Raw genomic sequence first — 22564 nt, 5'->3', positions numbered from 1 at the left:
CATTATTAGGACAAATTCCATGCGCGCGAGTCGCTTTTTATTTGCAACGTTAAGAGAAACCCCAAGTGATGCTGAAGTAATCTCTCATCAGCTGATGCTTCGTGCGGGTATGATTCGTAAATTGGCTTCAGGATTATATTCTTGGTTGCCAATGGGCGTACGTGTGTTAAATAAAGTCGAAGCGATTGTTCGCGAAGAAATGGACCGTGCTGGTTCACTACAAGTATTGATGCCTGTGACCCAACCAGCAAGTTTATGGGAAGAATCTGGTCGCTATGTGCAATATGGTCCCGAACTTTTACGCTTTAATGACCGTCACAACAACCCGTTTGTTCTCGGCCCTACACATGAAGAAGTCATTACTGATTTAGCGCGTAACGAACTCAAAAGTTATAAACAATTACCCGCTAATTTCTACCAAGTTCAAACTAAATTCCGTGATGAAGTTCGTCCTCGTTTTGGCGTTATGCGCTCTCGTGAATTTGTGATGAAAGATGCTTACTCATTCCATGCAGATCAAGCTTCATTACAAGAAACTTACGACACGATGTACGATGCCTATTGCCGTATTTTTACTCGTTTAGGTTTAGACTTCCGTCCAGTTCAGGCGGATACAGGTTCAATTGGCGGTTCAGGTTCGCATGAATTCCATGTATTGGCATCTAGCGGTGAAGATGATATTGCATTCTCAACTGAATCAGATTACGCAGCCAATATCGAAATGGCTGAAGCGATTCTTGTAGGTGAACGTGCTGCACCAACTCAAGAATTAAAAATTGTTGAAACTCCAAATCAAAAGACTATAGCTGATGTATCTGCTTTCTTAGGTACTGATGCAAAACAGTCTGTCAAAGCTTTGTTGGTACAAGGAGTCGCTGAAGAAGGTAAAACTGCGCCTGTCGTGGCACTGTTCCTTCGTGGTGACCATGAGCTAAACGAAATCAAAGCTGAGAAACATCCGCTGATTGCATCACCACTTGCATTTGCAACTGAAGAACAACTGAGTGCTTTAGGCTTAACCGCTGGTTTTGTTGGTCCTCAAGGTTTAGTCGAAAAAGGGATTAATGTCATCGTTGACCGAGCAGCATCAGTTTTGTCTGATTTTGTTGCAGGTGCAAACGAAGCAAACAAACATGCGACGGGTGTGAACTGGGAGCGTGATGCTCAATTCACTGAAGTTTATGATCTTCGCAATGTTGTTGAGGGTGATCCATCTCCAGATGGTAAAGGTGTACTTCAAATTAAACGTGGTATTGAAGTTGGTCATATTTTCCAATTAGGTCAAAAATACTCTGAAGCTCTGGGCTGCAAAGTATTAGGTAAGGATGGTAAACCATTCACTGTAACAATGGGTTGTTATGGAATTGGGGTGACTCGCGTAGTCGCGGCTGCCATTGAACAAAATTACGATGAAAAAGGAATTATTTGGCCTGCTGCTATTGCACCTTTCCATGTCGCAATCGTTCCGATGAATGCTCATAAATCACCTCGTACTGTAGAGGCTGCTGAAGCACTTTATACAGAACTTCAAGCTGCTGGTTATGACGTGCTTTTAGATGACCGTGATGAACGACCAGGCGTTAAATTCTCCGATATCGAAATTACAGGTATTCCGCACCGTATTGTTATCGGTGAAAAAGGTTTAGATGCTGGTACTTTTGAGTACAAAGGTCGTTCTGATACTGAATCAAGCAACCTGAGTAAAGAAGAAATACTCGCTAAAATCGCCCAATAATTTGAGCATAAAAAATCCCGCTATTCGCGGGATTTTTTATAGACCGTTGATATTCACTTTCAAATCTTTCACAGATGTACCAATAGCCCCAAAGCTCCCCATTGAGCCATTCGCTAAACCATTAAAGACCGTCGGACTACTCGCCCCCTCACGTCCCAAGATCACATTGTTGAGACCAACATTCATTTTACTAGATTGTCCTGTATTTCCGATGTAAATACCTAAAGGTGTAACACCTGCATGGAAACCAGATAATGAAAAGCCATTGTTTTGATCAGTAGCTTTAGCCTGAAAATCGAATTTTGCAGAAGAATTACCAGATACAAATGAAATAGGACAGCCTGAGCCTGTGCCACAGATTGATTGAATTGCGCCTCCAAACTGGACCATGTAGCCTTGTGGTACATTGCCTAATTGAACATTGATCTGAGGACGTTGGGATTGATTTAATGTAATTTCAAAGTTTCTATCAGCACTGCCTATTTCTAAAATTTTAGCGACACCAGGCACCAATTGCTTCAGATCATTATAAATCGATTTAGTTTGTGTAGCACTAGACACCTGATTACTGCTGGCGATATAAAGTGCGAATGGACTCAATTTAAACCCTTTAATTTGCTCCGCAAAAGTGATACCTATATTGGCAAATGGCGTGCCATTGCCTCCGTCTGTATCAATTTTTGCATTGATTGTAGACGAACCAGGGGTATGCCCTAAAAATTGAACCTGAATTGGATTACCAGTTGGACCTGCGACCACTAAGCCAGCTGCTTGTGAATAATTTTTTCCTAATATTGGATCTTTAATTCCGTCTTGATCAATGATCGCAGCCTGTGTGAACTCGATCTTATCCATTCCAATACCAATGCTGATCCCATCTTGACCAGTAGTAGATGAAAGAGACTGATCATCTAATGGTTGCATAGCAAAACACGGGAATCCCACCGCAGTGGTCAAAATAAGCAAACTGAATCGTTTTGTTTTTATCATATTCATGAGTCTGTCCCTCAACTTTCCATATTTACTTATTAATTTCGAGGTGTAATGCGCAATTCACTATTCAAGCGACCGCCAGTAATAGCCAATTCGCCTAAACGAGCGCCAGCACCTACAGTTGGAGGATAGAAGTTGATGTCTCTTGCTCTAAAAACACCCGAAGTTGTCTTTTGAGGATTGAACATCAAGGCAGCATTCACACCAAATTGTCCCGCACCATTTTGATCTTTACTAACAACCAATGCATTATTAAATGCAATTTTACCTGTCAAACGGTCTAAACCAAGTGTTGAACCATTATGAGGATCGGTAATTTGGAAGGTGTTATTGTCACCTTTCAATTCTAATTCACCTACAAAAGTTAAGTTCTGACCATCTTCAGCAGCATTATTCGGAATTAAAGAAAAATCAACATCACCACCAAGACGTGATTTAACGACAAACATCACATCATCAGCTAAAGCAAAATTGTTGTCTGGAGATGAACTTCGCGTAGCACATCCTGCTGCTCCACTATTTAATTTACAGGTTTTATAAATGGTACCTGGCAGATAACCCGCAGCAACTTCTGTTGATAAAACAATCAACATATCGCGTAAACTGACATTTACACTACCATTTTCTACGCCCATATTTCCTGTACCCTTCGCGTACAGATCAATATTACGTAAACCCATATAGTAATCGGTTGATGTTGCCGTATCTCCACTGCCCACCTTACCTCCATCAACCACTAAAATTGACGTGGTTTTATTACCTAGCGCTTGACCATTAGCTCGGTCTACCCCAGAGGTACTCATTGCAAAAGACAAACCAATTCTTGAGGTATTACCCGTTGTAGCAATCATGTTTTTAACAACATCGGATCCTGCTAAAGTGTAATAAAAAGCTTGATCTGCACGAACTGATGTTCCATATAGAGCAAGATTGGCATTCAGATTATAAAAAGGCAGTGCCAAACCCCACTCATTTTTAACATTTGTATTCGCAAACAAGTTAGCTGCTGGTGTTCCTGCACTATTGGTAAAACGTCCACGGCGGGAAATAGACTGAAATTCAGCACCACGAATCGCAGCAATCAAGCTGTATGGATTATCACCAGTTACTGCATTATGAATTTGGTGCTGATAATCAGTTGCTAAGGTTAAATAACTTCCATTACCAAAACGACTTTTTTGGAACACTTCGTTTTCAGGTAAGCGCAGTGTTTTTGTATCGGCTAAATTGAGATACACGTTACCGCTATCAAAAGATGCTCGAGTATTTGGTCTTAACCCTGTTAAGTTACTAAACTCAAAACCGTATGCATTTAGACCTGCCCCACCAATTTCTAAAGTCGTTGCTTGTCCATCACTTCCGAGCATTGAATCATTGTCTTTGGTAAAGTCAGCTTTCATACGGAATCCGATTCCAGAATCACCAATTACACTATTACTAGATGAAGCCGTTGGACTATTGGCATTTCCTAGAACACTTTCATTGCCTTTTGTACCACGAAATTGCAACGATGAATTGACCATTCGCCCGCTGGCACCTACACGGATGAGACCTTTAGCTCCTTGAGGATTATTCGTATTGCTATTTAAAGCATATGGGTCATTTGAACTCACGTTCTTATTCAACATTACTTCGATATTTAGACCTGAGTTTGTTGTTTCACCCTCAGCACCTGACTTACCATTGCCATAGGTTCCTGTGTTAATAAATCCTGCTTTTTTTGAAGCCGAATTTGCAACACGGTTTAAATCCACATAACCCAAATTATCATTAGGCGTACTACTCATACCGGCAACATTATCTGTCGACCCTGTACGTGTATTCGACTGCATTCTCAATCCCTCAACTTCATCCACAAACATGGCACCACGTGCTTTGAAGTTGAAATTGAAGTTGTTTAAAACAAGTTGGTTGAGTTGGTTTCGTGCGTCAGTCTGCCCTAAATAGATATTGGCATTTTTAATCCCTAGTGCGATTTCGCTAAGATTCTCTTTGCTGAATAATCCGTGAATCGTTCTAAGCGATAAATCAGTATTCGAAGTAGTTTGTAAAGCCAATTGACCCATTGAAAAACTACAACGGCTTGAACTCTCGTTATCACAAATTCTGAGATTATTCATGGTCACTAAAGCAGGTGTCACACTGGCATTGAAGTCTAACCCTGCTTGGTTCGCATTGCTTCCAGCATTAATTCTAATGTCTGCCCCTAATGTTTGATTAGAGACATTACTTTTTCGAATTGAGACATTATCTGCTGTTGCCTGTAATGTATTATTGGTTGCTCCACTACTGCCACGACCTGCTTGATCTTGCCAATAGACCTGATCCATGTTGGCTTCAGTCAATGTTGTCGAGATATGCACACCATCTTGACCATTGACATTTCGCAAAGCTTCGTCATGCATCACTTCTAAAGCCATGGCATGACCGCTTGCAAGCAAGATACTCAGGCTTAATGCATTCATAACCAGCAATGAGCTGTGATTATATTTTTTATTGTTCATCACATTTCCTTATGCATGTCTAATTTCAACAACGCTGGTGACTGCCGTCACAACCAAACATCATGACTTTACCCTGAACAGCTAAATTACCATTCATTTTTAAACCCATAAAACCAGTTTCTCGCCCATGGTCATATGCAGAACGAGGAGCATTAGATGAATCATAACGTGTCACTTGCAGGTAACCATAGTCAGCAGGACTTGTTCCTACACCCTCAGTGGTGGCATTGCTGGTAAATTTATCCTGACCAAAAGCCAAAGCATCAAAACCAAAATTACGAATTTGAATTGGTTTAGATGCATCAAAGCTCAGTTGCATCGCTGCTTTAAGCTGATCAGTACCAGAATCATTTTTATAGCTGAGATCCACACCATCCAAGCCAATCTTTTGAATATTTAGAGTGCCCTGAATCCCTTTAAAAACAAGCCATAATTTAAAACCATCTGTACTACTTGCTTGACCATCTTTGATATAGCGATTATTGACAGCAAGCGCGAGACGACAATATTCCACATCCTTACACAGTGCATCATCAAACACATAACGTTGAACATTATTCTCAGTCACTAACTTTTGGTTTAAAGAAAGTTTTAAAGAGAGATCAGCTCCAGCTTGTCCTTCAACATTTTTTAAAGCTTCATCTGACATGGGCTCAAGTGCATAAGTCATTGATGCTATAACACTGAATAGGACAGCGACTAATGAATTTTTCATGAATGCTCTCCTATAATCCTTTTGTGGTGATTTTCATATGCTGAATAAGAACACCATCAATGACCGCAGAACCCATATTTTTAAAATTTGACGGTGGCAATGCGGCATTAGGCGTTTGGGGAATTGGATTGACTGCACCAAAACTTATACCTACTGCGTCTGATCCTTTATAAGCACTTAAAGTATTATTCGCAGCGTTATAAGAAGTACTTCCAATAGTGATACTGCTATGTGTTGCATTCGTCCCTTGATAGCCATTCAAACCATTGTTACCACATTTATAAAAGTTACAGGTTGAGCCCGCATATTCTGTCGAGTTTGGATTGCTATAATCTGTGTATATTTTTTTATAAATTTCAGGTTTATTTGGAATACGCGTGAGTTCCAAACTAAAGTTTTTACCATCAGATCCTAGAATCAAAGGCTGATAGAGTGAACCCAATACGATATTGGCATTCAAATTATGAATAAAGATACCCTCATTGGCATCAAATACTGGTGCCAGAGTATTGTTGATGGCAGGGGATTGTAAATTAGGAGTGTCTGATGTTTCACGCGTACTCAGTCTAAGAATATTGGCTGTTTTATTCCCCGTCGTCAGATTTTGACCATCACCTGAGTTCAAACGCACAAGTCCAGCAACACCCAAGGTGTTGTTATAAAATGCACTCATGCCTGCTTGGTTACTTGCACCATTTAAAGTTTGAAAGATTTTTATATTACTTCCATTAATGGAAAAATTATTCCAAATGGCCTGTAAACGTAGTCGATTAGCACGATCCGCATTACTCGTTCCTGCTTTTTCACCCAATTGGTAAAGTAGTGGATCCCCTTCTTTACGAGAAGGATCAAGCACAAAAGCATCCGCCCACATGGCCATCTTCAATCTGTAAGCATCAAGACCATTGGCTGCATCCGTAGGACGAACTGTGTCCATTAATGGAGCTTCAAGCGTCAAGAATGGAACCTGACAGCTAGGATCATTACTTATACATGTTTTATTTAAATCAAAATTTGGAACCTGAGTTTCAGTACCGACTCGAAGTAGCCATGGATTGGTTGCTGTTCCCCATGATCCTATACGTGCATCTTTATCTGTCGCAGCTAAGCGCGTATTGTGATTATTATCAGATTTAGATAATGCGAGACCATACACGAACAAATCAGCCTTACCCACGGAATGATCTTCTGACCCTACTGTTCCATTTTTATTGGTATCCAATGCCGCATCCGTTAAAGGACCCACTGGAATGAGATGAATATATCCGGTATCTTTTTGGCGATTCATTAAATCTGCCGCAGTTGAATTTTCCCCTTGAAAAACAAAATAAGCATCTTGAGGAATCATGGCGACACCCTCACCAGTCGTCGCACTTAAATTTTCATCCGAAAGAGGCTGCAATGCATAGACCGAAACCGTAGTAAGCGTCATTAAACTTGCAAGTAAAGTCTGATTAAATATGTTCGTATAATTAAGTGCCATCTCGACCTTCCCGTATACGATGCCTTGCACCATATTTATATTTTTAATTGTTCAGAGAAGAATTCCATGCTTCTCTTTTAATATTAAGATTACATCACAGTTTATAGTATATAAATGAAGTAGAATTTGCAAAAAATTGCGATTGGGTTGGCATTTTTTCCGATAAATGAATAAATTCAATTTTTCAAATACTTATAAAAAAAGCAAACTCATTGAGTTTGCTTTTTGCATGAAGTCTTACAATTCAATACTTAGGTTTTAGGTAAAGTTACACCTGTTTGACCTTGATATTTTCCACCACGATCTTTATAAGATGTTTCGCACACTTCATCAGACTCAAAGAACAACATTTGAGCAACACCTTCACCAGCATAAATACGTGCAGGTAAATTGGTTGTATTTGAAAATTCCAAGGTCACATGACCTTCCCACTCAGGCTCAAGTGGCGTCACGTTTACAATAATACCGCAACGCGCATAGGTTGATTTACCTAAACACACCGTCAAGACATTACGTGGGATACGGAAGTATTCTACTGTACGAGCAAGCGCAAATGAGTTAGGTGGAATAATACACACGTCAGCTTCGATATCGATAAAACTTTTATCATCGAAATTTTTTGGGTCAACAATAGCAGAGTGAACGTTTGTGAACACTTTGAACTCACGCGCACAACGAACATCATAACCATAGCTTGAAACGCCATATGAAATGAGTTTTTGACCATTTTCATCTAAACGAACTTGGTTTTCTGCATACGGTTCAATCATGCCGTGTTTTTCGCTCATTTCGCGAATCCAACGATCAGACTTAATAGCCATTTATTTATTCCCAGAATACATATTCAATTACTGCGCTGTACTTTAACTGAAAACCCCGTCAATGGAAATAACCCACGATTTGTATTCCTGTTCAGTCTGCTGCGGTGAATCATCTTAAAGACTTAACAATGCAGAATAACTCATTGGAATTGAGAAACTCATCAGGACTAAGGATGCTGTTTTTTGCATATTGGACTGGTTTACCCATTTAATTTTATTATTGGCTAACAGCGACCCAATGAGTGTCCAAATAAAAGCGATGGGTAGGATCAATAAAATAAACATCAACATGTGCGCAATATAATAATCTACACTCACCCAAACAATTGCAGGGAAAATAGCCGAGGCAAAAAGCAAAGCTTTAGGATTTAGTAAAGTTGCACAGAATAATTCAGAAGCTTTGATGGTGGGCTGATTCAACTGATGTTCTACGTTGGCAGTGCGCCATAATTTGATGGCCAGATAGATAATATAGAATGAACTAAATAATTTTAATATCACTGGCAAAATTGGCAAATGAGTGGTGACACGACCAATTAAAAATCCCCATGCAGTGATGGCAATAAGATAGCCTAATGCTTCCGCGGGTATTAAGCGAAATGACTTTTTAATACCTACCTGTATGCCTGAAGATGCAAGTAAAGTATTGGTTGGTCCGGGTGTGAATAAAATCGTGGTAACCAACGCAATAAAGAGCCATGAAATCATAGGATGACCTCGCTGATAATGCGCTCAGATTAATCAGGATTATTTCAATTGGCAAAATATTATTTGTGTGAAAATTTCTCAAGAATGAAACACAATTTTTTTTGTAATATTTTTCATCAGGTTAGTTTTTCATTTAAATTATAACTCTGAAGTCACACGATGTAATCGAAACGAAAAACATGATGCACTCTTGCAAAAATGCTTATAGCACGTTCTTCATCGATGAAATTCAGCATCACAGTCCATTCACGCTGTGATGCTGAGTTCAAGCATTAATTTGACTGTTGTTCAGCTTCTTGAACCTGAATATTTAAAGATTTCTTTTGGAATTCTTCAGGATAATCCACATAAGGAATAATGGCAGCAGAAGCTGTCGTTGACAGAATGAGAGAAGTCATAACCATCTTCATTGCAGTGATTGAACGCATTTCTATACCCATATAACGTGAAATTTCACAAAATATTTTAGGTAGAAAAATTAGAGTAAATAATCCTAAAACGACGAACGGTCAACAAAAAAACCTGCCTAAGTCAGACTTAGACAGGTTTAACATTGAGTCTTTTCAAATACTTAGAAAATCCGACTTTGATCTCTTTCAGCTTTAGGCAATGCAGCTGCAATCTTCTGTGCAATTTCAATATAACTATCTGCTGCATCATCACCAATCAATACAGATGGTTTACCTTCATCGGCATGCTCTCGGATTTTCGCATTCAATGGTAAACGTCCAAGTAATGGAATATCGTATTGTTCCGATAACTTATCGCCACCACCAGTACCAAAGATTTGCTCTTCATGGCCACAGTTTGAACAAATATGTGTCGACATATTTTCCACCACGCCCATCACAGGAATTTGAACACGGTTAAACAATTCAATACCTTTGGTCGCATCCATCAGTGCCACGTTTTGCGGTGTCGTCACGATCACTGCACCAGTCACTGGAATACGTTGTGCCAGAGTTAATTGAATATCTCCTGTTCCTGGTGGCATGTCGATCATCAATACATCAAGATCAGGCCAAAGGGTTTGGTTGAACAGTTGCATCAACGCGCCTGTTGCTTTCGGGCCACGCCAAGCCACAGGAGTATTGTGATCTCCTGTCAGATGACCAATTGACAACACCGCCATACCAAAAGCATCCAACGGTACAAAATGTTCTGCCTCGATCATTGGGGTTTTACCGGCATTACCAAGCATCGTTGGGATACTTGGACCATAGATATCTGCATCCAATACTCCTACTTTCAGCCCGAGCTTTTGTAGTGCCAAAGCTAAATTGACCGTAGTGGTTGATTTGCCTACACCACCCTTACCTGACGAAACTAAAATCACGTTCTGGATACGTGGATGCTTAGGTACATCACGTTGCTGTGGTGCAGCTTTTTGAATCGGTGCTTCTTCTTGTTGAGGTTGGTAATTCGCATTCGCTTGTTTTACCGCATCTTGGCTTGCAGATGCATCTACAACAGGAGGCAGATTGGATTTTGGGGCTTCGGCTTTTTTGCTTGAACAGCTTTCACCTGCTGCATGGTTGTGCCCACAACCACCTTGTTGTTGAGCATGACTGCCTGTTTTTTGCTGAATGACATGCATATTCAGCTCTTTAATCCCACACTTTTCCAAAGCATCAGCAAGTTCATCGTGAATTTGCTGTAACTGATCTTTTTCACTTGGCACGGTATTAATGGTAATTTGCAGTACATCACCTTCAACATTGACCTGTGTGATTCGATCTTTCAAAAAATTGTCAGAATTCGGCAAAACGTAGTGTTGTAATACGTGTTGTACAGCCTCTTCATTCACCTCCTTTGAGGGTGAAAAAACAGATTTGAGTGAAGAAAGCCACGACATACCGTACTCCAAGTCTGGACAGAAACTGATAAAGGAATAGTTTAACGAGAAATATCAACAAGGTTAAGCAACAATATATTGATCCCCGTTTGACTAGAAATATGTTAGTCGAATTCCAACTAAATTAGTCAGCTTTTTTATTATTTTTATTGGCGTATTGCGAATGTTGTCATTGATACAGGCTATAAACTTGATTTCACTGTTAAACGCCTTGATTCATGTTGCAAGTGATTCATGCTTTCAACAAATAGCAACACAATAGAGAATTTTTCAAATTAAAATTGAAAAGAATATAAAACCAAGATAACACTTCGATATGTCTTTAAAACAAAGAAATCTGAAACTTAGACTAAAAACACGCTCAATAACTGCCTTAATGAGCACAATGCTGCTTCTACCAATTTTAGGCTATGCCGCCAATGAATCCCGAAGTTTTCGTACTCCTTCTGGACAAATCATCAGCTTAGGTGACTCTTATGCAAAATTAAGCTCACACATGAAGCAGACGCCGACTTCAACACAAAATTATGAATGGAAAGAAGGAAAAAATCGTTTTATGGCTTATAGCTATACCTACGAATTTCATGATCTGATTTACACCTTTACTGTGGTGAATAATGAAATTAGAAAAATCGAATGGATTAGAAAAAATTAAAAAAAAAAAAAGCTCATCTTATGATGAGCTTTTTTGTGATCAATTTACTTTTTCAGTTGATCAATTTTCTCTGATGCTTTTGCTTTAAGATCAGCAAATTTTTCACTCGCTTGATCTTTCAGGTCATGCAATTTATCTGCTGCTTGCTCTTTTAAATCTACCGCTTTATTTTTTAAATCATCTAAAGTTGAATGCGCTTCAGAAGAATTTTGCTGCGTATCATGTTTAAGTTCATTCAGTTTTTTTTCACCTTCAAGCTTGGCTTCTGCTGCACCATGCTTCACTTGATCCAATGCTTTCTCGCCTTTCAGCTCAGCTTCTTTCGCCTTCAATTTCAGATCATCGCCGAGTTCTGAAGCTTTGTTTTTTAAGTCATCAATTTTATTATTCGACATCTTCAATCCTCTTTATCGCTTTGATAGTGAATCTAAGTTATATCGAAGATTTGCAGTGCTCATCGTAAATGTTTAGAATCACTACAATTTCTCACATGATGATGTAGAACAACACTACGCTGTAACTTTTGAGTTGAAAATGATGAATTTAGGAGTGAATACTCGACATAAAGTTCAATGCAGAAAACAACCAAATAAATAAAATAAAGCTTCGTGCTTGTGTGAAATGCTCGACATCCGTGCCATGCAAAATATTATGACGTGTCGCGGTCACATTCGAGCTTGAATCCATTTTATAAGTCGCGAGTTCTGCAAAGTATGGATTAAGCTCAATGGCTATCTTAGATTTATGCCAAAGGCTCTTAATTTCATTGCCTTTCAAACCCGGTACAATTTTATAAACATCGACAAACTTGGTGCCGTTTTGTTTTAAGAATGCTTGTTGAATCAGCACATCTGTCAACAGCCCTTCCAACTGTGCATAGAGTAAAGGCACACAACCTGCATAACAGCCGAGTTTATACATTTTAAAAGCTTCGATAATCACAGGACGACGCAAGGCTTTATTCTGCTCATCGATCTGCATAGCATCGAAAGCGGTCAACACATCTTTTTGAAAAGCTTCAGTCTTAATAACATCAAGTAAGTTAAAACTTTGCACATCTTCATAAGCATGAATTTGTTGCCAAAAGTGCATCAGGTTTAACGCATCATTGGCAACTTTCGAACCGACAGGTTGATCCAACTGATCGGCAAGCACATTAAAATATTCATCTTGCTGGGCAAGTTCACGTAAATGATTGACTAAAAGTGTATGTTCGCCTTGCGAGATTTGATCAAGATAATCCTGTGCCTGATTAAGAATTTGCTTACCCAGAGTTGGTAAGCCCTGCACATTCGATTTGATGCGTTTTACAGGTTGCTCATCTTCATAATCATCAAAATCGTCATACATGGTCAAACACTCAGGTGAATAGCAGGATATCTATTATCCCTGATAAGTCTGTAACAAAGTAGCCTTTCCACGTGCTCTAACTTTGTTAATAAATAAGAATTCATCAAAAGGCTCATGCAAGTCTCGCCTATCTCATGTAAAATTATCGCCCATTGCATAAAATACGAATGAGAGAGTCAGATCCGTGCGTAATATCTTAGTCACTAACGCCCTTCCATACGCCAATGGCCCGATCCATATGGGTCACTTACTCGGTTATATCCAAGCAGATATTTGGGTACGTGCGATGCGTGCAATGGGTCATAACGTGACTTATGTCTGCGCGGACGATGCTCACGGCACAGCAATTATGCTACGTGCCGAAGCCAACGGCATTACTCCAGAACAGCAAATTGCCAATGTGCAAAAAGAACATGAGCGTGACTTTGCCGGCTTCAAGGTTGATTTCGATCACTACGACTCAACCAACAGCGCTGAAAACCAAGCACGTGCTTCTGAGATTTATATTAAGAACCGTGAAGCAGGAAATATTGCAGTTCGTCCTGTAACCCAGTTATTCGACCCTGAAAAAGGCATGTTCTTGTCTGACCGTTTTATTAAAGGCACATGCCCGAAATGTAAAGCGGAAGATCAATACGGCGACTCATGTGAAGTATGTGGTACAACCTACAACGCAACTGAATTACTCAATCCAAAATCAACTTTGAGCGGTGCGACACCTGTCGAGAAATCTTCAGATCACTACTTCTTTAAACTGCCTAACTTTGGTGAATACCTACAAAAATGGACACGTGACGAAGGTCGTTTACCTGTATCGATTGCCAACAAACTTGATGAATGGTTTGAAGCAGGTTTGTCAGATTGGGATATCTCGCGTGATGCGCCTTACTTTGGTTTTGAAATCCCTGATGCACCGAACAAATATTTCTACGTTTGGGTGGATGCGCCAATCGGCTATATGTCGAGCTTTGAAAATTACATCAAAACTAAACGTCCTGATCTAAGCTTTGACGATTACTGGAAAAAAGATTCTAAAAATGAGGTGTATCACTTCATTGGTAAAGACATTGTTTACTTCCACGCACTGTTCTGGCCTGCAATGCTTGAAGGTGCCAACTACCGTACCCCAACAAGCTTATTCGTCAATGGTTTCTTGACTGTCAACGGTCAGAAGATGTCTAAATCTCGTGGTACGTTCATTAAAGCGGAAACGTATTTAGAGCATTTAAACCCTGAATATTTACGTTACTACTTCGCATCTAAACTTTCTGACAAAGTTGAAGATTCTGACTTGAACCTTGATGATTTCGTTCAAAAAGTGAATTCTGACTTGGTGGGTAAAGTCGTGAACATCGCAAGTCGTTGTGCGAAATTCATTAACACCAAGTTTGACAACAAACTTTCTGCGACTTGTGCAGAGCCTGAACTCGTTCAAAGCTTTATTGATGCGGGTGATTCAATTGCGCAAGCATATGAAGCACGTGAGTTCTCAACAGCGATTCGTGAAATCATGGCGCTTGCTGATAAAGCCAACCAATATATCGATGAGAAAAAGCCTTGGGCTTTAGCCAAAGTTGAAGGCGAAGAACAACAAGTTCATGACGTATGTTCTGTAGGTATTAACCTGTTCCGGCAATTGGCGGTTTACCTTGCGCCTGTATTGCCAACATTGGCAGAACAAGTTCAAGCGTTCTTACAGCTCGACAGCTTCAACTTTGAATCTCGTAAGCAAATCTTGGTTGCACATGAAATTGCATTGTTCCAACCATTGATGCAACGTGTAGACCCGAAAGCAGTTGCTGCAATGGTCGATGCATCTAAAGATTCTTTAGCTGCACCTGCGGAAGCACCAAAAGCTGAAAAGAAAAAAGAGAAGAAAGCTGCTGAGAAAAAGCCTGAGCCTAAAGTCGGTGAAGCTGAAATTATCGGCATCGAAGACTTTGTAAAAATTGACCTACGTGTAGCAGAAGTTTTAGATGCTGCTACGGTTGAAGGTTCGGACAAGCTTTTACAACTCACTTTAAATGTCGGTGAAGCTGAACCACGTAACGTGTTTAGCGGTATCCGTGAGTTTTATCAACCTGAAGATTTAAAAGGCAAATTGGTTGTGATGGTAGCTAACCTTGCACCACGTAAGATGCGTTTTGGTATTTCTAACGGTATGGTGTTAGCTGCGGGTAATGGCGAAGGTGTTTGGGTGATTTCACCTGAAACTGGTGCTAAACCGGGTGATAAAGTGTCTTAATTGTTAAATTAAGATGAAAGAAAGCCCCTACTGATGTAGGGGCTTTTTCAATTACAAGCTTCTAAATGTAAATACATCTAAAATTTAGTTGTTATTATTTGGTGTAAAATAATGACCTACAATTAATTGATTTAAAAAATCAAAAATCATTGCGCATTCAAGTGTATGTATCAACAATAGAGTCCAACATAGGCATAATGCGATAGCTGTATAAATAGGTGTTCTACTCACAGAACTCTTTGTCAAAATTTTATCAGTGATTAACTTTTGAAGAAAACTTTCTTTATTTCTTTCCAACCGCATTCTTTCTTCAAGTCTAGACTTCATATGGTTGGAATCTAAATTGAATAAGTCTGTAAATTGGTATTTGCTATAGTAAGTTTGGGTAAATTCTTTTAACTGCTTTTCAGCTTCGCTTGCCTGAAACTCCCAATATTCTTGCCAAAATTTCGCTCCGCAAGCCACTTTAAATTGAAAATAGGATATAAAAATACCTATAGTTGTAATTATAAACTCCACCATAGGTTTACTTGCTTGATTACTAAATACAGCCGCAAGTAAAACACCTTGAAACAACATGTAATAATTATTTCGATTAGTTAACTGTGTTATTTCAAAGTTTCGTGTTTCGACACTTATTTCATATACTCGTTGTAGTGCTTTTAGTTTAGAAGCAATGTTTTCACTCATCGACTTAAGTGTTCTAAATAATTAATTTTAAATATTATATTTTTATTTTCCATATTACTCAATCAACTATTTTCTTTACTAATTTTTATTAGTATTAATTAAGATTTTGCGAGATGGATGTCGCCCGTTCGTTAGGGGCACACGGACGTGCCCTCTAACGAACAAAGGGGTTTTGTTACTTTTGCCCCGACAAAAGTAAGGCTAAATTTCCTAAATATTAAAAGCCCTCACCCCGACCCTCTCCTCCCATAGGGAGAGGGAGAACGCATTACTATAATAATTTCGTGCAGTTCCCTCTCCTTTTAGGAGAGGGTTAAGGAGAGGTCATTTTATAAAACAACTATAAATATGATAAAAAAGAAGTAATCCTTTAAAATCTAAAAGAAGCCTATGAAAACTTTAAAACCCCTATTCCTCACTCTCGCCCTAAGCACCACAGCCATCACAACACAAGCAGTTGAACCCACCACCATCCCAACGCAAAAACAAGTCGCTGGCTACTACCATCACCAAATCGGCAATACCCAAATCACTGCCCTACTCGATGGTACAAACTACTTAAACCCATCCATGTTTAAAGGCTTAAGTGATAGTGAAAAAACTGAAATCTTAAAAAAATACGCAGCGGTGAACGATAAAGGTATCCAAACCTCAGTCAACGCCTTTCTCATTAATACAGGTAATCAGCTTTTAATGGTCGACAGCGGTGCTGCAAGCTGCTTTGGCACACACTTAGGTTCAATCTATAACAACCTCAAAGCATCGGGCTATCAGCCTACGCAAGTGAATGGTATCTTCCTCACTCACTTACACCCTGACCATGTGTGTGGTATTTCAAACAACGGTGTAGCCAATTATCCAAATGCGACACTACATATTTCAAAAACCGAATATGACTATTGGCTGAGTCCAAACACCGTAAAAAAACTGCCAAAAGATAAGCAAGCAGGCTTTTTAGGAACAGTTGAAAAAATCAAAGCTGCACTTGCGCCATATGAAAAAGCCAAACAGATTAAAGTCTTTTCAGACAAATCTTTACGCTTCGGCGATGTCGAATTTAAACCATCCTTTGGTCATACACCAGGACATTACAGCTTTAAACTGAAAGCTGATGAACAAGAAGTGGTGTTTATTGGTGACATCGTACATTCACATACCTTGCAGTTCGACAGACCTGAAACCGCGATTGAGTTCGATATCGATCCACAAACAGCAATTCAAACACGTTTAAAACATTTTGCTGAATATGCCAAAGATGGACAGTTGATTGCAGCACCGCATTTACCATTCCCAGGGCTTGGGCACATTTATTCCAAAGATGGACAAAGCTATCAGTGGGTGCCAGTTCACTTTAAAGATTAAACTAAAGTCACGTAATGGTTGAAATTTCAAGTATTTTTATTTAAAGTTCCCTCGCTTAAAAACGGGGGTAAACTAATGAAAAAATTATTAATTTCAATTATCGCAGCAACTTCAGTATTGGCGACAGGCTGTTCAGTTCGTATGGCTGATATGACAGTTGCTTCAACTAAAAACTACAATCTCAACTCAAATCAGTTTGTGAAAGGTGAACGTGTAACAGGTGAAGATAAGGTCCCAGTTGTCTTGTTCCCTTTAGGGGTTCCAAACTTTAAAACTGCTGTAGATCGTGCTATTGAAAAAAACCGTTGCGCTGTGGCTCTTTCTGATGTGGTGATCACTCAATTGAATCAAGCATTCATTGTCGGTCAAATTGGTTATCGTGTAGAAGGTACACAAGTAATTGACCGTTCACAGCCTGAATGTAAGAAATAAGATTTTTAAAAGCCTCTAATACGTTTAGAGGCTTTTTTTTAAGGGCGTATTTAATTCAAAAATTAGGTGTCTAAATTTACGTTCTGTCTTCGGTCGATATATTCAACATAACCTCGCCCCTTACGTTCAGTTCCATTCAGCAAACCACTCCACTGATAAGAACTCACATAACCTGCGGCTAAACCATAACAATATTCCGTATCTGCCACCGCAAGAATATCTAACACTTTCTCACCTTGATGATGTGCAATCCATCTAAAAGACTGAGGCACCTCCATCTCAAAACCGTCAGGTGTTATTTTCGGATCAGGCTTTAATGCGATGACTTGAAAAGCAACCTCACCATCATACTGGATGGAGGTACCATCAATATGGCGATAAGACACAGCGGTATAGGTAGGTTCACCTGCAAAACCGATATAGGCCAAGACCAATTGTGACTCTTCATCTATGTTGATAACTTGATAACTAAAACTGTCTAAAGGCACCAATCCTGTGGTCGGTTTAATGGGACTCGGCAACATTGAGCTTGAGACTGCTTTCCAATGTTCTAGTGTACATAGTCCTTTAACTTCAACACGTTTTCCATGTTGGGTGACATGACCTTCATATTGCATCAATACACTAAAGTGCTGATATAACATGCTATGTGCAAACCACGTAATGGCAGGCGTTGGGGTTAACCAAAGATCAACTTGCAGATCATCACGTTCAGATACTAGATGATAACTCCCTTCAATTTCAGCAAGGAAAGATTCTCGACCAAACTCAACCTTAAATGGCTTTTGATGAAATACAATTTCCTCTTGAATGTTATAAATGCGAAAGGCTTCTTCATCTGTCGATAAGGCTGTTCCATGGACCAAAGTAGCGGTATTTTCAGGACTAAGACCCGAAATCGACTTGGGTAAATGCGTTATCTTCGCACCGACATCACCAATGACAGAAGCATAGGACAGATATCGAAAAGGCTCAGGCAAATCTGGAATCATGATTCCATAATGCGTACTCGCGAATTGACGATGAAAAACATGCGCGTCTAAATTATATTCGCGCGGTAAAAGTGCTTGTTCTTCTGGCTCTACTGCACCCAAAAGGTTTTTGGCCATTTGACCCAATTGATAGTAGAACTTTTGTTGTAGACTTTTATTTTTGGAATGACTACTGAGGAGAGAATACATAACAAACTCACAAACAATGAGAGATGTTTACACCCTAAACAACCTCTCCTCAGTTCTTTATAGCTGATCAGGACTGGCAAATGTGAATTCAGGTCAGATCATAAAAATTGTTAGACAATATTAAAAATGTGATCTACCTCACACCAAAAATCAACTTCAATCCGAGTACAGACATCACAATGCCCGCACCACGATCAAATACTTTCTTAAATTTTAAATACACCGCACGTGGCTTTTCTGCTGATAAAGCAACCGCCACCAACGAGCACCAACCAGCATCGATAAAAAAGCACAGCATTGGTAACACAAAGTAAAAATACAACGGAATCTCTTTGGGTAATAAAGCTGTGAAAATACTGGCAAGTACAATGGCAATTTTAGGATTCGACAATTGAGTAATTAAGCCTGTGGTAAATGCACGTCGTAAACTCATCGGATGCGATGCAGAATGATCAGCTTCGATTGGATCTTTGGCATGTTTGATAATTTTATAAGCCAAAAACAATAAATATAATCCACCGCAGATTTTCAAAGCCAAATATGCTGAAGGCACTGCAAGTAAGAATGCCTGTAAACCTAATACTGCCAATAAACCAAAAATCGCAGCACCGAGACCAGTTCCCAGTGCAGTAAATAAACCATGTTTACGCGAAATAGCGATTGAATTTTTAGCGACATAGATTGAAGTCGGCCCCGGACTCATTGCGCCCAGTAAAAGTGCTGCTGCAATCGAACCTAAAATCCAAATTGATTCCACATTAATTCCATAGTAGATGATTGATTTATCGCGTTATTCTACTTGGAAACCTTATGAATATTTCCCTAATTATTTGAGTGATTTTTTTAAATATTAAAATTATTCACTATTTATTTTATTATTTTTAGCGAATTAGTTTACTGTATAAATTAAATACAATTGATTTTATAAAAATAGCCAAGTCATGCTAATCATCATCTGACAGTGCTTCATTATATGCAGTTTCGTGCGGAGACAGACGATAGTCCCTTTCCTGTACAGGTACGCCAGCAATAATCATACTTCGTGCTTCAGTTTTTGGTTTGTTTAGAAAATCCTGCTCACAGCCTAAGGCCGTTAAAACAAACAAACCCAATAATAAAATGGATAGAGATTGCTTCATGCCACCCTCCCAAAATTCCGTTTTCTTTCAGATTAGCACTTCTGATTATTTTTTAAACATATTTTTTCACTGTTTTTCAATTTCTCCAAGTAAGAGCTAAGATTCGAAATCCGCTATACTGTTAAAAAACCAAATGCTCGCACTATGTTTGATACGATTGCCCAACAGGTTCAAGATCAGGAAATTTCTTTAAATGGTTTAAACATCACCGTACGCCGTTTAGACCAAATTCATCCACATATCTCTGGAAATAAGTTTTATAAACTGAAATACAATTTTATTGAGGCAAAACGTCAAGGCTTTCAAAAAGTAATGACCTTTGGTGGGGCTTATTCAAATCATATTGCCGCCACAGCGTTTGCTGCGCATCAATTTGGCTTTCAGTCTATTGGGATCATTCGTGGTGAAGAACTCAAAAACTCAGCCCGCAATCACACCCTCGCCACCGCAGAACGTTTTGGTATGGCGCTGCATTTTATCTCACGAGAAGCATATCGACACAAAAATGATCCTGAGTTTTTAGCTCACTTAGCGCAACGCTTTCCTGAAAGTTATTTAATTCCAGAAGGTGGCACCAACTCGCTTGCCATTCAGGGCACTCAAGAAATTTTAAAAGATGCTGATCAGACCTTTGACTTCATTTGTTGTGCTGTCGGAACAGGCGGTACGATTTCAGGATTGATTGAGCGCAGTTTAAACCGTCAAAGAATTATTGGATTTTCTGCATTAAAAGGCAATTTTCTGAATGATGAAGTAAAACTACTGACGGGTAAAAACAACTGGCATATCACTGATGATTATTGCTTCGGAGGCTATGCCAAAACCCGACCTGAACTGATTCAATTTATTGAAAAGTTTGAATATGAATACCGTATTCCACTTGAACAAGTCTATACAGGAAAAATGATGTTTGGCATTCATGATCTTATACAACAAAACTATTTCCCCAAAAACGCTAAAGTTTTAGTCATTCATTCGGGCGGGCTTCAAGGTCGAACGATTTAGTTGATCTTGCTTCTGCTTCTGTTCGCTTGAATTAATCCGATAATGCTCAGTTCATCTTAATTTACCGTTATAATTGCGCTGTTTCGTTTTTTGATTATTTTCATGTCTTCCAAGCAATACGATGTTTTAGTAATAGGTGCGGGTGCATCTGGTTTAATGACCGCATATATGGCTGCTCAACGTGGGCGTCGTGTCGTGGTGGTTGAAAAAGCCAATAAAGTAGGGAAAAAAATTCTCATGTCAGGTGGCGGTAAATGTAACTTTACCAATCTGTATGTTGAGCCTGACAACTATATTTCACATAACCCGCATTTTGTTATCTCAGCACTCACTCGTTATACCAATTGGGATTTCATTGGCTTGGTCTGCGAATATGGCATTGAATACGAAGAACGTAAACACGGTCAGCTCTTTACCCTCAACGGCGCGAAAGAAATCTTAGCCATGTTACTTGCTGAATGTGACAAAACTGGTCTAGTCGACATCAAAACCAGTTGCGAGGTGAAAGCCGTCAATGCCCTTGAGGAGCACGGTTTTCAAGTAGCAACCAATTTAGGTTATTTTGAAGTTGAATCTGTCGTGGTCGCATCTGGTGGTCTCTCAATTCCGACGCTTGGAGGCTCAGGCATTGGCTATGAGATTGCTAAACAATTTGGACACTATGTTTATCCGACTCGTGCAGGTCTAGTCCCCTTTACTTTTTCTGATGGTTTCAAAGAAGTGACGACACGACTCAGTGGCAATGCTGTTGAAGCGACATTAAGCAATCATCTCAATAGCTTTACTGAAGCACTCTTGTTTACGCACCGTGGTTTAAGTGGTCCAAGTTCTTTACAGCTCTCAAACTATTGGGATGTGGGTCAAAGTTTTAAAGTCGACTTTTTACCGAGTCTTGATCTCTTGGATTTTTTTAAAACTAGAAAACAAAATCAACCTAAAGTGTTACTCCGCACCTTACTCGCTGAACACTTACCCAAGAGTGTCGTAGTTGAATTGCAACAGTTGATTTGGATGGATCAAGCTGAAATATCAATCGGTAATATCAGTGATGAGAAGTTAGAGATGATTGCCCAGCGCCTTCATGCATTTGAAGTTAAACCTTCTGGGACTGAAGGATACCGTACGGCTGAGGTGACTTTAGGTGGAGTTGATACCACTGAAGTTTCCTCAAAAACAATGGAAAGTAAAAAGCAAAAAGGACTTTTCTTCGTCGGTGAAATACTCGATGTAACTGGCCATTTAGGTGGATTTAACTTTCAATGGGCTTGGTCATCTGCACATGCCGCATCTGAGTATGTCTAATTAACAACGAGTATTGTTCATTTTTTCATTAAAGGGGGCATCCTTTGCCCTCTTTGAATATCGTCCCTATTGATCAATCGAATGCTTCATTATTGATTTATCTTTTCTAAAGGAAGTAATTTATGAGGGTCTTTGGGCGTTGGTATCAGTTGAATCAATCATTTGTGTGGTTGGATCTGTTACTGCATCATCAATAGATGGTGTATTGAGTCTGTTGTTTTCAGTAGCTTTTGAATTTGCAAAAATAAAGCGGTAAGCGCTTGCTAAAAAACCCACGGTGATACCCGCAATCACTATTGGGGCGAATAATTTATTAAATTTCTTACTCATAACTTTTACTCTTTTTCATGAGGATCAGCCAAACCATGCTGACTGATCCCGACACAAAT

Annotated in this window: 21 protein-coding genes and 1 pseudogene; 7 read left to right on the top strand and 15 right to left on the bottom strand. The window is 39.4% G+C overall.

Translation table 11 applies throughout. The features are described from left to right. Window positions 1-19: 19 nt before the first annotated feature. Window positions 20-1735 carry a proline--tRNA ligase gene (locus tag AC1M9N_RS08980; protein ID WP_481607740.1) on the top strand — a complete coding sequence of 572 codons (1716 nt, stop codon included), beginning with the start codon at window positions 20-22 and terminating at the stop codon, window positions 1733-1735. A 36-nt stretch (window positions 1736-1771) separates the two neighbouring features. Here AC1M9N_RS08980 and AC1M9N_RS08975 read toward each other — a convergent pair whose 3' ends face one another. The 8 genes and pseudogenes from AC1M9N_RS08975 to apbC form a co-directional block, all read right to left on the bottom strand. Further along, window positions 1772-2731: a DUF6160 family protein gene (locus AC1M9N_RS08975; protein ID WP_481954613.1), complete on the bottom strand. Its 960-nt coding sequence runs from the start codon at window positions 2729-2731 to the stop codon at window positions 1772-1774. A 32-nt stretch (window positions 2732-2763) separates the two neighbouring features. After that, window positions 2764-5232: a DUF6160 family protein gene (locus tag AC1M9N_RS08970; protein ID WP_481954612.1), complete on the bottom strand. Its 2469-nt coding sequence runs from the start codon at window positions 5230-5232 to the stop codon at window positions 2764-2766. 25 nt (window positions 5233-5257) lie between these two features. Beyond that, a complete protein-coding gene (locus AC1M9N_RS08965) occupies window positions 5258-5947 on the bottom strand; it encodes a hypothetical protein (RefSeq protein ID WP_179999378.1) in 690 nt (229 codons plus the stop codon). A 127-nt stretch (window positions 5948-6074) separates the two neighbouring features. Continuing rightward, a pseudogene (locus AC1M9N_RS08960) lies at window positions 6075-7430 on the bottom strand (hypothetical protein); the annotation flags it as partial. Between the two features lie 251 nt (window positions 7431-7681). Further along, complete coding sequence (gene dcd, locus AC1M9N_RS08955) at window positions 7682-8251, bottom strand: dCTP deaminase (protein WP_004694514.1); 570 nt, start codon at window positions 8249-8251, stop codon at window positions 7682-7684. A 114-nt stretch (window positions 8252-8365) separates the two neighbouring features. Further along, window positions 8366-8959 (bottom strand): LysE family translocator, encoded by a 594-nt coding sequence (locus AC1M9N_RS08950; protein ID WP_180028060.1) that lies wholly within the window; start codon window positions 8957-8959, stop codon window positions 8366-8368. Between the two features lie 272 nt (window positions 8960-9231). Then, window positions 9232-9387, bottom strand: coding sequence for a hypothetical protein (locus tag AC1M9N_RS08945; protein ID WP_481954611.1), 156 nt, complete (start codon window positions 9385-9387; stop codon window positions 9232-9234). A 143-nt stretch (window positions 9388-9530) separates the two neighbouring features. Next, window positions 9531-10814 carry an iron-sulfur cluster carrier protein ApbC gene (gene apbC, locus AC1M9N_RS08940; RefSeq protein WP_481587283.1) on the bottom strand — a complete coding sequence of 428 codons (1284 nt, stop codon included), beginning with the start codon at window positions 10812-10814 and terminating at the stop codon, window positions 9531-9533. Window positions 10815-11199: 385 nt separating this feature from the next. Here apbC and AC1M9N_RS08935 point away from each other — a divergent pair, with 385 nt between their 5' ends. Next, window positions 11200-11469, top strand: coding sequence for a hypothetical protein (locus tag AC1M9N_RS08935; protein WP_481596329.1), 270 nt, complete (start codon window positions 11200-11202; stop codon window positions 11467-11469). A gap of 44 nt (window positions 11470-11513) precedes the next feature. Here the strand turns inward: AC1M9N_RS08935 and AC1M9N_RS08930 are convergent, their stop codons facing one another. Continuing rightward, on the bottom strand, window positions 11514-11864 hold the full coding sequence (locus AC1M9N_RS08930) for a hypothetical protein (RefSeq protein ID WP_481954610.1): 351 nt from the start codon (window positions 11862-11864) through the stop codon (window positions 11514-11516). 148 nt (window positions 11865-12012) lie between these two features. Then, window positions 12013-12819: a hypothetical protein gene (locus AC1M9N_RS08925; RefSeq protein ID WP_481954609.1), complete on the bottom strand. Its 807-nt coding sequence runs from the start codon at window positions 12817-12819 to the stop codon at window positions 12013-12015. A 184-nt stretch (window positions 12820-13003) separates the two neighbouring features. Between AC1M9N_RS08925 and metG the strand changes: the two genes are divergently transcribed. Next, window positions 13004-15064: a methionine--tRNA ligase gene (gene metG / locus AC1M9N_RS08920; protein WP_481954608.1), complete on the top strand. Its 2061-nt coding sequence runs from the start codon at window positions 13004-13006 to the stop codon at window positions 15062-15064. Window positions 15065-15148: 84 nt separating this feature from the next. Here the strand turns inward: metG and AC1M9N_RS08915 are convergent, their stop codons facing one another. Beyond that, window positions 15149-15754, bottom strand: a complete 606-nt coding sequence (locus tag AC1M9N_RS08915; RefSeq protein ID WP_481954607.1) for a RipA family octameric membrane protein — start codon at window positions 15752-15754, stop codon at window positions 15149-15151. 390 nt (window positions 15755-16144) lie between these two features. On the opposite strand from AC1M9N_RS08915, the gene AC1M9N_RS08910 reads away from it, so the two are divergent. Together AC1M9N_RS08910 and AC1M9N_RS08905 are read left to right on the top strand one after the other, a co-directional pair. Continuing rightward, window positions 16145-17116: an MBL fold metallo-hydrolase gene (locus AC1M9N_RS08910; RefSeq protein WP_481954606.1), complete on the top strand. Its 972-nt coding sequence runs from the start codon at window positions 16145-16147 to the stop codon at window positions 17114-17116. A 75-nt stretch (window positions 17117-17191) separates the two neighbouring features. Beyond that, window positions 17192-17548, top strand: a complete 357-nt coding sequence (locus tag AC1M9N_RS08905; protein WP_035267298.1) for a hypothetical protein — start codon at window positions 17192-17194, stop codon at window positions 17546-17548. A gap of 62 nt (window positions 17549-17610) precedes the next feature. On the opposite strand, the gene AC1M9N_RS08900 is transcribed toward AC1M9N_RS08905, so the two are convergent. From AC1M9N_RS08900 to AC1M9N_RS08890, 3 genes are all read right to left on the bottom strand, one after another. Further along, window positions 17611-18729: a DUF6670 family protein gene (locus AC1M9N_RS08900; protein ID WP_481610115.1), complete on the bottom strand. Its 1119-nt coding sequence runs from the start codon at window positions 18727-18729 to the stop codon at window positions 17611-17613. A 133-nt stretch (window positions 18730-18862) separates the two neighbouring features. Continuing rightward, window positions 18863-19486 (bottom strand): LysE family translocator, encoded by a 624-nt coding sequence (locus AC1M9N_RS08895; RefSeq protein ID WP_481596336.1) that lies wholly within the window; start codon window positions 19484-19486, stop codon window positions 18863-18865. A 187-nt stretch (window positions 19487-19673) separates the two neighbouring features. Continuing rightward, window positions 19674-19868 carry an NF038215 family lipoprotein gene (locus AC1M9N_RS08890; RefSeq protein ID WP_035267295.1) on the bottom strand — a complete coding sequence of 65 codons (195 nt, stop codon included), beginning with the start codon at window positions 19866-19868 and terminating at the stop codon, window positions 19674-19676. Window positions 19869-20012: 144 nt separating this feature from the next. On the opposite strand from AC1M9N_RS08890, the gene AC1M9N_RS08885 reads away from it, so the two are divergent. Continuing rightward, window positions 20013-20873 (top strand): 1-aminocyclopropane-1-carboxylate deaminase/D-cysteine desulfhydrase, encoded by an 861-nt coding sequence (locus AC1M9N_RS08885; RefSeq protein WP_481952252.1) that lies wholly within the window; start codon window positions 20013-20015, stop codon window positions 20871-20873. Window positions 20874-20975: 102 nt separating this feature from the next. Continuing rightward, the gene (locus tag AC1M9N_RS08880) at window positions 20976-22175 is read left to right on the top strand and encodes a BaiN/RdsA family NAD(P)/FAD-dependent oxidoreductase (RefSeq protein ID WP_481954605.1); all 1200 of its coding nucleotides are present in this window, start codon (window positions 20976-20978) and stop codon (window positions 22173-22175) included. A 120-nt stretch (window positions 22176-22295) separates the two neighbouring features. On the opposite strand, the gene AC1M9N_RS08875 is transcribed toward AC1M9N_RS08880, so the two are convergent. Then, window positions 22296-22505: a hypothetical protein gene (locus AC1M9N_RS08875; protein ID WP_481589071.1), complete on the bottom strand. Its 210-nt coding sequence runs from the start codon at window positions 22503-22505 to the stop codon at window positions 22296-22298. Window positions 22506-22564 lie beyond the last annotated feature (59 nt).

The organism is Acinetobacter sp. ANC_7655, assembly GCF_056784015.1.
This window is presented reverse-complemented; position numbering and strand designations above follow the sequence as displayed.